General features: G+C 42.1%; 13 protein-coding genes. 1 reads left to right on the forward strand and 12 read right to left on the reverse strand.

Annotated features, from left to right (window positions below; all coding sequences use genetic code 11):
* Nucleotides 1-31: 31 nt before the first annotated feature.
* On the forward strand, nt 32-565 hold the full coding sequence (locus E2R53_RS16730; protein WP_133312841.1) for a DUF2529 domain-containing protein: 534 nt from the start codon (nt 32-34) through the stop codon (nt 563-565).
* Between the two features lie 206 nt (nt 566-771).
* On the opposite strand, the gene E2R53_RS16735 is transcribed toward E2R53_RS16730, so the two are convergent.
* The 12 genes from E2R53_RS16735 to E2R53_RS16790 form a co-directional block, all read right to left on the reverse strand.
* Nucleotides 772-2,376 (reverse strand): CTP synthase, encoded by a 1,605-nt coding sequence (locus tag E2R53_RS16735; RefSeq protein ID WP_133312842.1) that lies wholly within the window; start codon nt 2,374-2,376, stop codon nt 772-774.
* Between the two features lie 312 nt (nt 2,377-2,688).
* Nucleotides 2,689-3,246 carry a DNA-directed RNA polymerase subunit delta gene (gene rpoE, locus E2R53_RS16740; protein ID WP_133312843.1) on the reverse strand — a complete coding sequence of 186 codons (558 nt, stop codon included), beginning with the start codon at nt 3,244-3,246 and terminating at the stop codon, nt 2,689-2,691.
* Between the two features lie 244 nt (nt 3,247-3,490).
* A complete protein-coding gene (locus E2R53_RS16745; RefSeq protein WP_133312844.1) occupies nt 3,491-4,579 on the reverse strand; it encodes a toxic anion resistance protein in 1,089 nt (362 codons plus the stop codon).
* 26 nt (nt 4,580-4,605) lie between these two features.
* Nucleotides 4,606-6,213 carry a YceG family protein gene (locus E2R53_RS16750; RefSeq protein ID WP_133312845.1) on the reverse strand — a complete coding sequence of 536 codons (1,608 nt, stop codon included), beginning with the start codon at nt 6,211-6,213 and terminating at the stop codon, nt 4,606-4,608.
* 201 nt (nt 6,214-6,414) lie between these two features.
* Nucleotides 6,415-6,627: a helix-turn-helix domain-containing protein gene (locus E2R53_RS16755; protein ID WP_133312846.1), complete on the reverse strand. Its 213-nt coding sequence runs from the start codon at nt 6,625-6,627 to the stop codon at nt 6,415-6,417.
* A gap of 103 nt (nt 6,628-6,730) precedes the next feature.
* Nucleotides 6,731-7,546, reverse strand: a complete 816-nt coding sequence (locus tag E2R53_RS16760; protein WP_133312847.1) for an HAD family hydrolase — start codon at nt 7,544-7,546, stop codon at nt 6,731-6,733.
* A 12-nt stretch (nt 7,547-7,558) separates the two neighbouring features.
* Entirely contained in the window at nt 7,559-8,677 is a 1,119-nt protein-coding gene (locus tag E2R53_RS16765) for a cysteine protease StiP family protein (RefSeq protein ID WP_286166255.1), read from the reverse strand.
* On the reverse strand, nt 8,670-10,040 hold the full coding sequence (locus tag E2R53_RS16770; RefSeq protein ID WP_133312848.1) for a phosphoribosyltransferase family protein: 1,371 nt from the start codon (nt 10,038-10,040) through the stop codon (nt 8,670-8,672). Before E2R53_RS16770 ends, E2R53_RS16765 begins: the two co-directional genes overlap by 8 nt.
* Entirely contained in the window at nt 9,979-11,196 is a 1,218-nt protein-coding gene (locus E2R53_RS16775; protein WP_133312849.1) for an HpcH/HpaI aldolase/citrate lyase family protein, read from the reverse strand. The genes E2R53_RS16770 and E2R53_RS16775 overlap by 62 nt, the downstream gene beginning before the upstream one ends.
* Nucleotides 11,197-11,612: 416 nt before the next feature.
* A complete protein-coding gene (locus tag E2R53_RS16780; RefSeq protein ID WP_133312850.1) occupies nt 11,613-12,191 on the reverse strand; it encodes a TerD family protein in 579 nt (192 codons plus the stop codon).
* 42 nt (nt 12,192-12,233) lie between these two features.
* Entirely contained in the window at nt 12,234-12,842 is a 609-nt protein-coding gene (locus E2R53_RS16785; protein ID WP_133312851.1) for a TerD family protein, read from the reverse strand.
* 216 nt (nt 12,843-13,058) lie between these two features.
* Nucleotides 13,059-14,072 carry an ATP-grasp domain-containing protein gene (locus E2R53_RS16790; RefSeq protein ID WP_133312852.1) on the reverse strand — a complete coding sequence of 338 codons (1,014 nt, stop codon included), beginning with the start codon at nt 14,070-14,072 and terminating at the stop codon, nt 13,059-13,061.
* Nucleotides 14,073-14,179 lie beyond the last annotated feature (107 nt).

Raw genomic sequence — 14,179 nt, forward strand, 5'->3', positions numbered from 1 at the left:
AATGATGATTGTAAAGGAGTGTATTTTTACTATGATGAAAATTTTCATGACACAATTGAATGGCCACTTCAACCGGATTCACGAGCAGGAAGAGCCTGCAATTGAAGACGGCGCAAGACTGCTCGCTCAAGCTGCAGTCGGAAGCGGCACCATTTATATACATGGGTTTGATGAGCTTAGCGGCATTATTGGAGAAGCCGTCTTAAGTTCTGAGCCTCTTCCAAGTGCAAAACCTTTGTTTCAGGCTGACGGCACAATGAACAAACTGACAGATGCAGACCGTGTGCTGCTCTTTACCCATCGGTCGAATGATCCGAAGGCGATCGAGCTTGCTGAGATGCTGCGTGAAATCGGTGCCGGAACAGTTGGCGTATCATGCTTTATAAAGGATGAAGAAGCTGGACTTGATGAAATTGTTGACGTTCATATTGATTCAAAGCTTAAAAAGGGCCTGATACCGGATGAGGACGGCAGCCGCTACGGCTATCCTGCTTTAATGACTTCCCTGTTTGCTTATTATGCCCTGAGTTTTACATTGAAAGAGATAATTAGTGAGTATGAATAGAAAAGCGGAGCCGAATGTTAAGCTCCGACAGACAGATAAGGCGCTTTTGCCTTTACTGACGGGGCCGTTCTGGCCGAGGAGTTTGGCGCCGCAGCCAGACAATAGAAAAGCGGAGCCGACTATTTAGCTTCGGCAGACAAAGAAAAGCCGATTCCACTATTTGCTCAAATAAAAAACCTGACAGCAAGCTGTCAGGTTTTTTCATATTATTTTTTAGAAGCCATCAATGATGCATTCACGAATTCGCGGAATAATGGCTGCGGTCTTGTTGGTCTTGATGTGAATTCCGGGTGGAACTGGGAAGCCACAAACCAAGGATGATCTTTAAGTTCAATGATTTCAACAAGTCTGCCGTCAGGGCTTGTCCCTGAGAAGATGAATCCTGCGTCTTCCATTGCTTGACGGTATTCATTGTTGAACTCATAGCGGTGACGGTGACGCTCATAGATTACTTCATCCTGATATGCCTCGAATGCACGAGACGAAGGATCAAGCTTAGCCGGGTAAAGGCCAAGACGAAGTGTGCCGCCAAGGTCTTCGATATCTTTTTGCTCAGGAAGCAAGTCGATAACCGGGTATGGTGTTGCAAAATCAAGCTCAGATGAATGTGCACCCTGCAGTCCAACCACATTGCGTGCATATTCAATTGAAGCTACTTGCATGCCAAGACAGATTCCGAAGAATGGAACTTTGTTTTCACGCGCATATTGAGTTGCAAGAATTTTGCCTTCTACGCCGCGATCTCCGAATCCGCCTGGAACGAGGATTCCGTCCACGTCTGAAAGCAGTTCATTCGTGTTTAATGCTGTTACTTCTTCAGCATTGATCCATTTGATGCTGATGTCTGCATCAAATGCATAGCCTGCATGACGCAATGCTTCAACAACAGAGATATAAGCATCCTGAAGCTCTACGTATTTACCGACGATTCCGATGCGGACAGATTTAGAAAGGTTCGTTACTTTTTGAACAAGCTCAATCCACTCAGACATTTCAGGTTCGCGTGAATCAAGTTTTAAGTGATCGCAAGTGATTTGATCAAGATGCTGTTCTTGAAGCGCCAATGGGATGGAGTAAAGAGTATCTGCATCACGGCATTCAATAACTGCGTTTGTATCAATATCACAGAATAAGGCAATTTTGTCCTTCATGTCCTGTGAAATTGGCATTTCTGTACGAAGAACGATTACGTTTGGCTGAATACCCAAGCTTCTTAGTTCTTTTACACTGTGCTGTGTCGGCTTTGTTTTCATTTCGCCAGCAGCTTTGATGTAAGGAACAAGTGTACAGTGGATGTACATAACATTGTCACGGCCAATGTCGCTCTTCATTTGACGGATAGCTTCAAGGAATGGAAGTGACTCGATATCCCCTACAGTTCCCCCGATTTCAGTAATAACAACATCCGCATTTGTTTCTTTTCCTGCACGGAATACACGGTCTTTGATCTCATTTGTAATATGAGGAATAACCTGCACTGTTCCGCCCAGGTAATCGCCGCGGCGTTCTTTCTTTAATACAGACGAGTAAATTTTACCAGTTGTTACGTTGCTGTATTTATTTAAATTTATATCAATGAAACGCTCATAGTGTCCTAAGTCCAAGTCTGTTTCAGCACCATCGTCCGTTACGAAGACCTCTCCATGCTGATAAGGACTCATCGTTCCCGGGTCCACGTTGATGTATGGATCAAACTTTTGGATTGTCACCTTTAATCCGCGGTTTTTTAGCAAACGTCCAAGAGATGCAGCTGTAATCCCTTTTCCTAATGAGGATACAACTCCTCCTGTAACAAAAATATACTTTGTCATGTGTTCTTCTCCCTTCAAGTGATGTATAAGATTAATGTGCACAAAAGAAAACATTCCCAATCAATGGGAACGGTTTTACTTTATAAGATTTGTCCGGGGGGATATAAATATAGTGAAATCGCCTTGCCCAGCAGGACATGTGCGAACTTCCGGATGCTTATATATGAAGCCTTAAATCATCCGCGCTTCGTAAAAATAAGAAAGCTCCCTTTCCGCCTTACGAAAGGGAGCATGGTATATAGAATCCATAGGTATTGCTTTTAAAGAGCCCAAATAAGATTCTACCTAGTTGATACCTGAAAGTCAAGATGATTATAAATCTTCTTCCTCGTCTTCTTCAAGGTCCTCATCCAGGTCTTCATCTAACTCTTCTTCTTCGAGAACGAAGTCTTCTTCTTCAATGACTTCATCGATTTCCTCTGCATCGTCATCCAGATCGTCGTCATCATCATCAAGATCATCGTCTGTATCGTCTTCGTACTCTTCAATGTCATCATATTCTAATTCTTCTTCATCAACCTCATCGAAATCTTCAAGCTCAAGCTCTTCAACAACCGCTTTTTTCGCTTTTTTCTTCTTAGGCTTAGCGACCGGCACGACCTCTTCTTCGATTTGCTCGTATGGGTACCAGCTGCGGAGTCCCCAAGTATTTTCCCCAACACAAATATAACGTCCGTCGATATTCAAATCTGTGTAGAATTGAGAAATTTTATCTTCAACCTGGCTTTGTGTCAGGCCGATAATTTGGCTGATCTCTTTTACTAAATCTTTGAAAAGATATGGCTGTTTCTTGTCTGTCATCAGGTCGTATGCAACTTCAACCATTGATAATTCTTTAAGCTGGTCCTTGGAATATTGTGAAATACTCAAAGTGAGGCACTCCCTTTCTTGTCGTTCATCTATTGAAGGTGATTTTTTCACCCTATAAGAAATTCGGAAGTGAGATTGATAGCACCGTCCGAATCCTATGTATTCAAGTCATACCATTCATTATAAACAAATTCTAACACTTTATGCTACCTTAATCTTCTTCCTTGTAATAAATCAGAATAATTTTTATCATTTCTATTAAAATTTAGAACTTCATAGAAAAACCCGGAAGAATTTCCGAGTTTCAGCGGCTGTTTTTGATTTGTTTAAAATTATTCTGAAGCTCCTGGAGCCGGACACGGCCTTGTTCGCGAAGCTGTTTGTTCTCATCTTCAATGGCTTTTGTTTCCTGCATCCCTTTCAGGATAATGCTCCAGGTTTCTTCGATTGTTTCCATTTTTATGCTGGGACTTCCTGAGAGTCTCGCAATATCAACACTTTGCTTTGATATATTTTGAGCGTTGCGGACAAGCATCTCATTTGTGCGTTTTTCAAGCTCGTTCATTGAATCAGCCACAAGCTTTTGTCTTTTTGCAGCGATGGCGTTGATCAGACCTGTTTTAAAGATCGGAATAGTTGTGACGAAAGCTGAGTTGATTTTTCCAATCAGCTTTGTATTTCCTCTCTGCAGGAGACGAATTTGCGGCGCTGACTGATAAGCCACTTGTTTAGCAAGCTCCAGGTCATACACTCTTTGTTCAAGTACTTCTACCGCATTACGCATCGTATCAAGCTCCATTTGTGCAAGCTGATCTCCTGATGCCGCTTTTGTTTCTAAAGCAGGAAGCTGCTGCTTCAGCTCAGCTGCTTTCATATCTCCGGCCACGATATATTTTTCAAGCTCCATGTAATATTGGAAATTTTGTTCATACAGCTGTTCAAGTGTATTCGTTGAACGTTTCATTTCATCTTCATATTTAACGATTTCCATGTACACTTTATCAATTTCCCCGCCCATTGTCTGGTACTTGGACATGATTTTCTCTACCATCTTCTGGCCGCGGTTAAAGATTTTTTTCATAAACCCTTTTTGCTCCGCAAAATCCTTTGGATCAAAGCGGTCCATGATCTTGCCGAGGTGTTTAAGCAGAGCGCTCGACTCTTCCATGCTGCTTGACTGCATTGTATTTAATATTTTCCCTGAAAAAGCGGAAATTTCATCTGCCGGCGCTTTTCCATATTCAAGCATGCCGACTTGATTTCGGTGGTCGATCATTTGCGCAAGCTTTTGAACTTCAGGTTCTTTTTGCAGCTGCACCTTCATACTGTTAGGTCCTTCCTGCAGAACCTCTTCCATTTGATCCACTTTACTGAGTCCTGGTACTTGAGACATATTGGTCTCCTCCCTTGTTCATAAAATCAGAACATTTTCCGGATGAATTTTTTCAGGCGCGAAGGCTCTTGGAATTCTTCTCCAAAGCTCATCTCATCCAGCCAATGACTGTCAAAATATCGTTCATCAACAAAGTTTTCAATGTCGTTATGGCCCGGTGGATTGTATAGGACGATATCCAGTCCGAATTCATTCATTAACAGCAGTACAGCTGCATCAGCACGGGTCATGAATCCGTTATTCTCATTATTGTAAAGCACAATCCGCGGCACATATTGAGAGTAATCGAAATTCTGCATCAGCTTGATCATGCTGTTTGGAATATTCATAGCCTGATTAAACAAATACAGCTGCAGATCATATAAACTTTCCTGATCTAGTTTTTTTAATTTAGGGTGCGCACAATATCTCGAGATCGCTTCTGCGATTCCCTTTTGCAGGCCAGTCGGAAGATTGCTGTATCTCCACCAATGGCTGTTCATCATTTTTTCAGCCTGCAGCTCCTGGTTTTCCCCTAGTGCATTTTGATAATGAAAGTGAGGGTTTCCTTTCGCTTCCCAAGTAAAAGGAAACTGCTTAATAACCTCTGAATATTCATAATCGGTCAAGTCCTGAATTTTGCTCCAGTAAGCCCGGCGGTTTTTGGTCATGCCGAAAATTTTTGAAAAGATGGCCGGGATATTTACTGTATTGTTTCGGACTTCAAAATTCGGCCTTAAAAAGGCCCTTTCTTTTATAAGAATAAAAAGTTCATCATAGGTTGTTTTCAGCGTAATGGCATTCGGAGAATAATTTCTGAATTGCCACGGCTTATAAAGCATGGAATCATCGGAATGAAGAACCTGGTCGATTTCTTTCGATGCTTTATAGGCAATGGTAGAAGTCCGCTCCGGCCTTGTTTTTGGAAACGCTGTCAGTTGATGAGTCCCCGGATAGCGAATGATCTTACTGATCGCTTCAAACGGATCTGCATCCGCCAGTATATCCGTCCCTTCAGGATGCGCAACGATGACATCGCAGCCGAAAAGAATGAGGAACTTAAGGAAGTGCTGCTCGCTTGGCGTCGCATTTCCATACCAGAAAAACGCCGGTATTCTATCTTCTTGATTGGCTGTTTTTTCAAGCTCTTTATATAAGTGATTCCATGTCCATTTGACAAGATCCACAATGACTCTTCTGAAATCCCCTGTTTCATCCTTGCGATTTTCGAAAAAGGGAGTCAGCACCTTGATGACACAAGCTCTCAAATGGCGGTTCAATTCAGGATTTTCAAGCATTGGAAGCAGCTGATCACGGTCCATAAAAGCAACAAACCGGTTCACTGATAGCTTTTCTTTTCCATGCAGAATCAATAAGTTCTGAATCGCCTGGAATTTCTCTTGAGGAATGGTTTTATCGAGATTTTCACTGATAAAGTGAATCTCAAGCTCGTCATTGTGAACGAGATCGTAAAGCGTTTGAAAATACTCATCTTCCACTAAAGGTGTTCCGAGCATGCGAATGGCTATTTGAGGGATTTTCATTTCAGAGGGAGTATTCACAAATCCCGAGCGCTCAGATAACGGCTGAAAAAGAAGCACTTGCCAATCTGTTTCAAGATTAGCCGCTGCTACTGGCTGATATGTTCGAATCATCTCTCTTCCCTCCCCCAAAAAGTCACTTCAGCAGTCTATGTTTAAGGCTGTTTTCTCATTGATTGTTGTTTTACATGATAAATGTTGTCCGTTCCTTTTCGCTCCACTTAACATTTAGTCTGACAACAACAATATTTACGAAAAAAGAGCCATGTTTAAAGATTCGTTTGAGCAGAAATGAAAATAAGTTCCCAAAAAGAGCTATCTGCCTGTTCTCTTTTCGCCAAATACGTGCTGCATTCCTTCACTTGTTACAACCCAAGTTTTACCAAATTTCCGAATGGTGCCTCTTGGGAACTGATTGATTCGTTTCCGCAGGGTTGAATCGTCAATTCCCCATACCCGGCAGGCCTGTGAAGAACTCATAATATTTTTATCACATAAATTTGTATGGTTCTTTTCTAATGTAACCAATACGTTCACTCCAATAATATCTAAAGAAAATCAAATCGTTCAGCCATTTGACAACGGAAACACCTTATTAATATTGTACCAGCACAAGGTAAATATTTCTATTTTATAACTCAGCTGGTGCCGGGCTTACTTTTGCCAATACGTTCTCCAAAATTTCTTCGGATGCAAAAATCCCGTTTTTGTTCGTTCTTTTAATCGTTTCTACTAGTCGTGTATTTGATTCGCCCAATTCTCCGTGCAGCGGTGAAAAAGCATGATCTGCCCCTTCAAGCATGCATAGGTCAAGTAATGAATCTCCTGCAGTAATCACGGTTTTTGCGCCAATCGCTTCTTTGACATAAGCAACGGCGTCCCATTTGTTGATCGGCTTCGGTACAAAGTAGAGCTTTCTTCCCTGCAGAGAGTGCTTCCAGCCGTGGCGGTCGAGCCAGAGGATAAATTCCTGCAGACGCACCTCAGGAATGAGAGCGCGGTCGATAATATTATATAGAAAAAGATTTTCAGCATTTTTTTGTTTTAACACCCAATCGTCTGCTGCAATCTCCTGAAACTTGCGGGAAACCTCTTCTAAACTTGTGCACTCAGTTTTCATCAAGTTTTCTAAATGCTGTTTCCATTCCTCGTCCAGCTTTCCGTTCTTGAACACATGTCCTCCATTGCTCGTGACCGCGTATCCCGGGATAATTTCCTCCTGGAAAACAGTGATGCGCTCGTATTGTGAGGGTGTTCTTGTCGTAACGGGAACAAAGGTCATTTGCTCTGAAATTTCCTTAAGCATGGAAATCGCTTTTTTCGTCATAAATGAGATTTCCTGACCATCCAGCATTTCGATCAGGCGAATATCAGAATCGCTCACCGGCTCACGGAAGGACCTTCTTGAATAAATGAGTGTTTGATCCAGATCACTTGCAAAAATCACAGATTGTTCCTCCTAGTTTAGGGGCTTTATTATGCCGCAGCATGAATATGACATGTTCTTGTATTCAATCACGGGTACATTTCGTTCTTTTGCCAGCATGAAAATGTGTTCGAGATCCTTATTGTTCAAATCCTTAACAAGAATTTTCCAAGGGATTCTGCGTAAAAGAACGCGCGTTGTTTCGCCTACTCCCGGTTTTACATGATGAATGTTTTCTATGCTGAAATCATCCTGAATTTGTTTAATATCCTGGATGCCTTTCCAAGTCGGCTCTTTGTCTTCAGCCTCAAGTTTTACCAGCTGTTCGCTGATTTCTTCAGCAACATGTGCAAATTCTGAGACGACCACATCAATAAAATGGTTCGACACATCTTCAGGAATCAGTTCCGAATAATATTTCGCTCCGTGAAAATCATCAGGCCCAATGAACTGGTCATTTAATACGGTTCTGCTTACCAATCCTGAAACGGTAGAATTCAGGCAGGCACTTGGAATTAAGAAGTCTTCACGAGTTCCGTAAATCTCCGTGCAATAGCCAGGATCCGCCAAGACAGCAAGCGAATCATCGATGTGCATGTCGTATTTGCTGTTGAAGTCGGCCATCGCCTCTGTCAATTCTCTTGTAATAGCCCCTTTTCCAGTCCACCCGTCCACAAATTGAACATGGTCATTTGGATGATTTTGAGCAATATACCTCATTGCATTTTCATCGATGCCGCGTCCTCTTACGATGGAAACACTGTAATGCGGAACATCGAGTTGATAAGTTTGCATAAAGTATCTTTTCATTAAAATGCCGATTGGCGTACCTGCTCTTGCAAGGGATACAAGAACGATGCTGCGTCCTTTCACTTGCAGGATGCGCTCAGCCACTGTTCCTACTGCAATCGCCAATTTTCGTTTGTACATATCTAAAGAATGATGAAAAAGCTGTAAATATTCGTCTGTCGGCTTATATTCAATCGGAAGCATTTCTGAATAATGAGTTCCGCTTTGTACAGCCTGCTCTCTTTCTAATGTTGATTTTTCAAGGGTAACGTCACTCAGGTCCTTTAATAAGAAAATAACGTCCTGCTTCGAATAGCTTCCCATTGCTTGTGGCTTTGGCAATTGCTGCTCCACCTTATTCATCTGCTGCACTTCCTTTTTTGTTTGTACTGAAAAAAACGAGATTGATAATCGGAAAAACGCTTTTCAGCTGTTTCATCATAGATTGCATGTGGTCACCTAAAACAGTCCGTTCAAAAAAGACGAAAACTTCGTCGTATTGATCCTGCTCTGCATTATAAAAGTAATTAGCCGTCTCTCCGTCTTCCGGGTTTGTATAGGGATAAGCGCTTTTCACCGCGTAATCTTCCCGGTTAACCGGATGAATCGGACTTCTGGTAGTAGATTGATAGAAGATCCCATCACCCATAAAGGATGCTGTTTTCATCGGCACATACATAAATTCCCCAGTGCCAAGGCATAAAGTCTTCTTTCCCTTACGGAACTCAAGCAGCTTAGCCGCTGCTTGTTTACAATACTCATCCACACTAAGCTGTTCCTGATCTGAAAGGCCGAATCTGCCAGTGTGTAATAAATAAGGCGCAGATAGAAGTTCGGAAGAATAAGGAGTTACGCCATCTTCACTAGATAAATAGATTTCGTTAATCTCTGTTTCTGACAAGGATGATTCTTCTTTTTCACCCTGATTCTCTGCTACCGGGTTCCCTGTTGTTGTAATAAGGCCTGTTATTAAAGAAACTGTATGGATTTTAACCCCAAGTCTTTCTTCTGTTTCTCTGAATCTCTGCTGGTCTTCTTCTGAGCGCCAGTCCAGAATCGACACGACTGTATATTCGCGGCGCGGATATTTCGCCTGGATCGATTCTATGATATTCAGCGCTGTTTTTCCTGTAGTTACTTCATCATCAACTAAAACAATGGGGCTTGCATTTTCAAATAGACTCTCGTCCACATAACAGCGGTGAGAGGTCGCATGAGAGTGCTCTTCTTCAAAATTGATGATGGAATCCATTCCAGATACCATTTCCCTTGTTGTATGAAAAAAAGAGGCATGTTCAAAGTTTTCAAAGACTGCATGTCCAAGGGCAGTTGCCGTTTCAGCAAACCCTATGAAAAGAGCCGGTTCACACAAAGCATGGCGGTACTCGCTCTTTTGAATCGCTTCCCCGTTTAAGCCTGCGAGAATCTGATCTCTTTCAGGATGTGTTTCACCATGCACAACTTCCATATATCTTGCTGCAAGAGCTTGTCCAGTAAGAAGAGCAAGCGTTGGATTTACAGGAATATGTTTGCCGAGGACTTTGCTCACAAATAAGAAGCCGCGTTTTTTATTAATCCGTGCTGCCATAGAAAACAGGTTTTCCAAAGGAAGAAGATACGGATTGCTTGTCAGTTCAATTTCTACAGAAAGCTTCCCTAATAAATCAAATGTATAATTGCTCGTTTGTTGTTTCGCTGATAAGGTCAATAAATGATTGCTGCTCATGGAACACCCCGTATATTTTTGATTTCAAGATGATTTTCCGCGCCCAATTGTAATGGGGTTTGATTTCGTTCATTTTATTTGAAAACTCACTTCGGATGACACCATTGTAAGATTGCGCCTGATCAAGAATGGCCGACGCATCCAGGTATTCTTCTTTTGTCACCGCATTCAGTGCATTGACGATTTTAATATGCAGCGGATGTATGATGGTCTTGCCTACAAGGCCATTCGTATTATCAAGGACGATTTCATGGATCAATCCGTCGTCATAACGGTCGATCAGGTTCGCTCTGAATTCAAGACCTTCGGTGCCATATGCCTGCTGAAAAGGCGTTTGTCTGATTTGAGGCTTTAAGATCCGCTGTCCGCCGCCAAAATACTCCCAAACGGGACCTGAAATGACATATTCTTTTTCACATCTGCCGAACACATTAATGATATCTGTAATGCAGTCGCGAATAACGGAAATATCATAAATCGTTGTATCCCGGCTTCTTCTGATTCCGAACAGCCCTGATAAATCGGTTCCTCCAAGGCGGACATTGAGGACGAGTTCATAGTAATCATCAAGAATCTCTTTAATGCCAAGTAATTCAGCCATCCTGGATTCTTTGTAAATAATTTCTTTCGTCTCTAAAATAGGCATCCCATACAGCGTGACAGAATAAAGAACGGCGATTTCCTGCAGGGCTGCATAAAAGCCTCTTCCATTTTCAGATGTGAATTTAGGGAAGACAAACCCGCTTAACAGCTGGATATGATGCTTGAGCTTTGAAGCAAGGCGTTTCATTTGATCTTCATTTCGGATCCGCACAAAAATAAGCGGCAGATTTCTTTGATCAAACTTGCCTTTTAAGATGCTGTTTGAGATGGCTTCGATTTGTCTGACTGTATTCTCTTCTGCTGATTCTACTTCTGTATCACCGATTGAATCCTCAAGACAAATCACCATTGAAGTTAATCCTTCGTGTTTTCCATTAAGAAATTTACCAGATAGTACATCGTTTGAAATAACTGTCCGATTACCAGGCATGTAGAGAGTCGCGCCTAACGTATAGGCCAGGGTTTCCCGTTCTGTTTCTTTAGAAAAATGGATTGGTTCGTATAAAAAGATTTCATTTCTTTTTTCCTTAGATAAATATTGAAAATGCTTCAAGCTTGTTCCTCCATTCAGACCCTCTGCGTGATGTACTAGATGGTAAATTTCTTACAAGAAAAGCGGAGGCGCCTTGGTCAGCTCCGACAGACAGATAAGGATCCGGCAGAAAAGGCGCTTTTTGCCAATACTTTCGGAGCCGTTCTGGCCGAGGAGTTAGGCGCCGCAGCTAGACAATTTGAAAAGCGGAACCGCCCCAGTTAGACTCGGGCAGACAGATAAGGATCCGGCAGAAAAGGCGCTTTTTGCCAATACTTTCGGAGCCGTTCTGACCGAGGGGCTGGGCGGTGCAGCTAGACAATAAAAAAGCAGAACCGCCCGGGGAAACCCAGGCAGTCCCTTCAACCTTTTCATTTTTTAAAAAGGCGCGTTGTTTATGAAAACAACGCACCTCTCATCATTTTTCAGTCCGGTTCTTAAACGTCTAAACCGTAGTCTTTTACTAGTGAAGTTAAGCCGCCTTGGTAGCCGCTTCCGATTGCATTAAATTTCCATTCAGCGCCGTGACGGTATAATTCGCCAACTACAACCGCTGTTTCAATAGAGAAATCTTCTCCTAAGTCGTAGCGGATTAATTCCTGATTGCTCTCTTCGTTTAAAATGCGTACATATGCATTTGAAACTTGTCCGAAGTTTTGGCTGCGTGATTCAGCATCATGAATTGTGATTGTGAACGCAATTTTATCGATTGTTGATGGAACTTGAGAAAGGTTTACTTTGATGACTTCATCATCGCCTGAGCCTTCGCCTGTACGGTTGTCGCCAGTGTGCTCAACAGAACCGTTGCCGCCTACAAGATTGTTGTAGAAAATGAAATCTGCTTCACTTGAAGCTTTTCCATTAGCGTCTAATAAGAAAACAGACGTGTCTAAATCAAAGTCATTTCCGCCGTCATATTTGTTTGTGTCCCAGCCAAGACCTACTAATACTTTAGATAAACCAGGATTTGATTTTGTTAAATCGATTTTTTGACCTTTAGATAAACTGATTGCCATTTCGATTCGACTCCTTTTATGTATAAGTTTTATTTTTAAAATTTACGCGTGACGATTTGCTATTTCAGTAATTGATGCATCTGTTGTGCCTGATCCGACTGCTGCGAATTTCCACTCGCTGCCGTGACGGTAAATTTCTCCCGGAATAAGAGAAGTTAAGCCGGAATAGTCTTCAGACAGGTTGTAATGAACAAGCTCTGTTCTGCTTGCTGAATCTACTACACGGATAAATGCATTCTGAATCATGCCGAAATGCTGTTTTCTTTGAACTGCTTGATAGATGTTTACAACGAACACAAGCTTATGGACGTTTGCCGGCACTTTGCTCAAGTCGATTAAAACCTGCTCATCATCTCCATCGCCCTCACCTGTTAAATTGTCGCCTGTATGTTTGACAGAACCGCATTTGCTTGTAAGGTTGCCGAAATAAATCACACTTTTCTTATCAAGCAGACGGCCGTTTTCATCAAGCATCATGACAGATGCGTCACAATCTACATTGCTTCCGCCTCCGCCGCCGAATAAACTGCCAAGCAGCCCGCCGCTTTTTTGCTGTACAGGGTCCCAGCCAAGGCCGACCATTAAATTCTTCAGGCCTGCATTGCCTTTAGTCAAATCAATCTTCTGACCCTTTTGTAATGTAATTGCCATTTCTTCACTCTCCCTCTTGGGTAATGTGGAAACTTGCAAGTCTGAAACCGCGGCCAACGTCATTTTATTTAAAAATAGATCGTTTGGCCTGACATCACGATAACGTGACCACAAGTTTAATACTACCAATATTTCAACAAAATTCAAACTAAAAACCTTATTAAAAGGTGTTAATCTTTCATACGATTCACAAGAAAAAAAGTTTCAGTTAAATGCTTACAAAATGATTTCTTTTTCGAGGAAAGTCGCTTTAATATCAAGTGTCACTTCCTGCTTTTCCACTTTTTCGCCGAGAAGCAATTTGACAGCAAGATATGGGAAATTCACCCCTGATAAACAGCTGAAATAGAGTCCGCCTGACATTCTCGGGTTGATCTCCAGCAATTTAGGCAGGCCTTGACCAAATTTCACTTGAATGTTAAAGATATAGTCCAATTTAAATTCCTTAGTGAACTCCTCGGCAAGACGGATAAGCTCTTTGTTATTCTCAAGGATCCGGATTCTGCCCCCGCCTTTTTTCCGCGGAACCGCAGCCAGCAATTCCCCATCAAAAGCGAGGCAGTCAATGCTGTATTCTTCCCCTTCCAAAAACTCCATCACCATAAGCTCAGGAAATTCCGGGACGGCACTCAGGCCATCATATGCTCTCTGAAATGGAATCCGGTAGCTCGGCGCCATCACTTCTTTCAGAGGATCGAGCTCATCATCGATAATCCGGAAACCGTAGCCGCCTTCTCCTACTACCGGCTTATAGCAAACGCCAAGACCTTCATTTTTCAGTTTTTCATAGGTTTCTTTAAATTCATCAGCTGTGCTTGCCGTATAAAAAGAGGGAATCTCAAAGATGCCTTTTTCTTTGCATCTATCATAAAATTCATCTTTGTTTTCGATTGTTTCTAATAGATTGGCATCTCTATTTACTAATACCTTTGTGCCGATTGCTTCAAACTCATTTATGGCTTTGGCGATCGGAAGCATTTTATATCTTGGAACAAACAGCTGAATTCCATGTTTTTTACAAAAATTCAGACAATAAAGAACATACTCATCGTCCGTTTCAAGCTTTGGCTCAACTTCAGAATAATCGCAGTTGGCAAGCATCACGTGGTCAGGGTCAGGGTGCGTTCCGTACACTTCGAACTTTATGCCGTCTTCATTGGCCCGGATCATGTCGATGTAATGATAGGCAACTGAGAACCAGCGGTTAAACCAGATTTTATATGTACTCATTTTTATGAAAACCCCTCTCTTCAGCGTGTGCCGAAGTTTTCTATGTTCTTTCATTTTATACTAAATTTGGCATGAACTAAATGAAAAATTCAGGAAGTAGATTTGTG

Origin of the sequence: Peribacillus frigoritolerans, assembly GCF_004358755.1 — a bacterium.
GTDB lineage: Bacteria > Bacillota > Bacilli > Bacillales > Bacillaceae > Bacillus_P.

Bases quoted from the DNA above. Each gene is read 5' to 3' on its own strand.
- E2R53_RS16735 (WP_133312842.1), bottom strand. From the start codon at position 2,376: ATGACAAAGTATATTTTTGTTACAGGAGGAGTTGTATCCTCATTAGGA.
- E2R53_RS16770 (WP_133312848.1), bottom strand. From the start codon at position 10,040: ATGAGCAGCAATCATTTATTGACCTTATCAGCGAAACAACAAACGAGC.
- E2R53_RS16780 (WP_133312850.1), bottom strand. From the start codon at position 12,191: ATGGCAATCAGTTTATCTAAAGGTCAAAAAATCGATTTAACAAAATCA.
- E2R53_RS16730 (WP_133312841.1), top strand. From the start codon at position 32: ATGATGAAAATTTTCATGACACAATTGAATGGCCACTTCAACCGGATT.
- E2R53_RS16785 (WP_133312851.1), bottom strand. From the start codon at position 12,842: ATGGCAATTACATTACAAAAGGGTCAGAAGATTGATTTGACTAAAGGC.
- E2R53_RS16790 (WP_133312852.1), bottom strand. From the start codon at position 14,072: ATGAGTACATATAAAATCTGGTTTAACCGCTGGTTCTCAGTTGCCTAT.
- E2R53_RS16745 (WP_133312844.1), bottom strand. From the start codon at position 4,579: ATGTCTCAAGTACCAGGACTCAGTAAAGTGGATCAAATGGAAGAGGTT.
- E2R53_RS16750 (WP_133312845.1), bottom strand. From the start codon at position 6,213: ATGATTCGAACATATCAGCCAGTAGCAGCGGCTAATCTTGAAACAGAT.
- E2R53_RS16765 (WP_286166255.1), bottom strand. From the start codon at position 8,677: ATGAATAAGGTGGAGCAGCAATTGCCAAAGCCACAAGCAATGGGAAGC.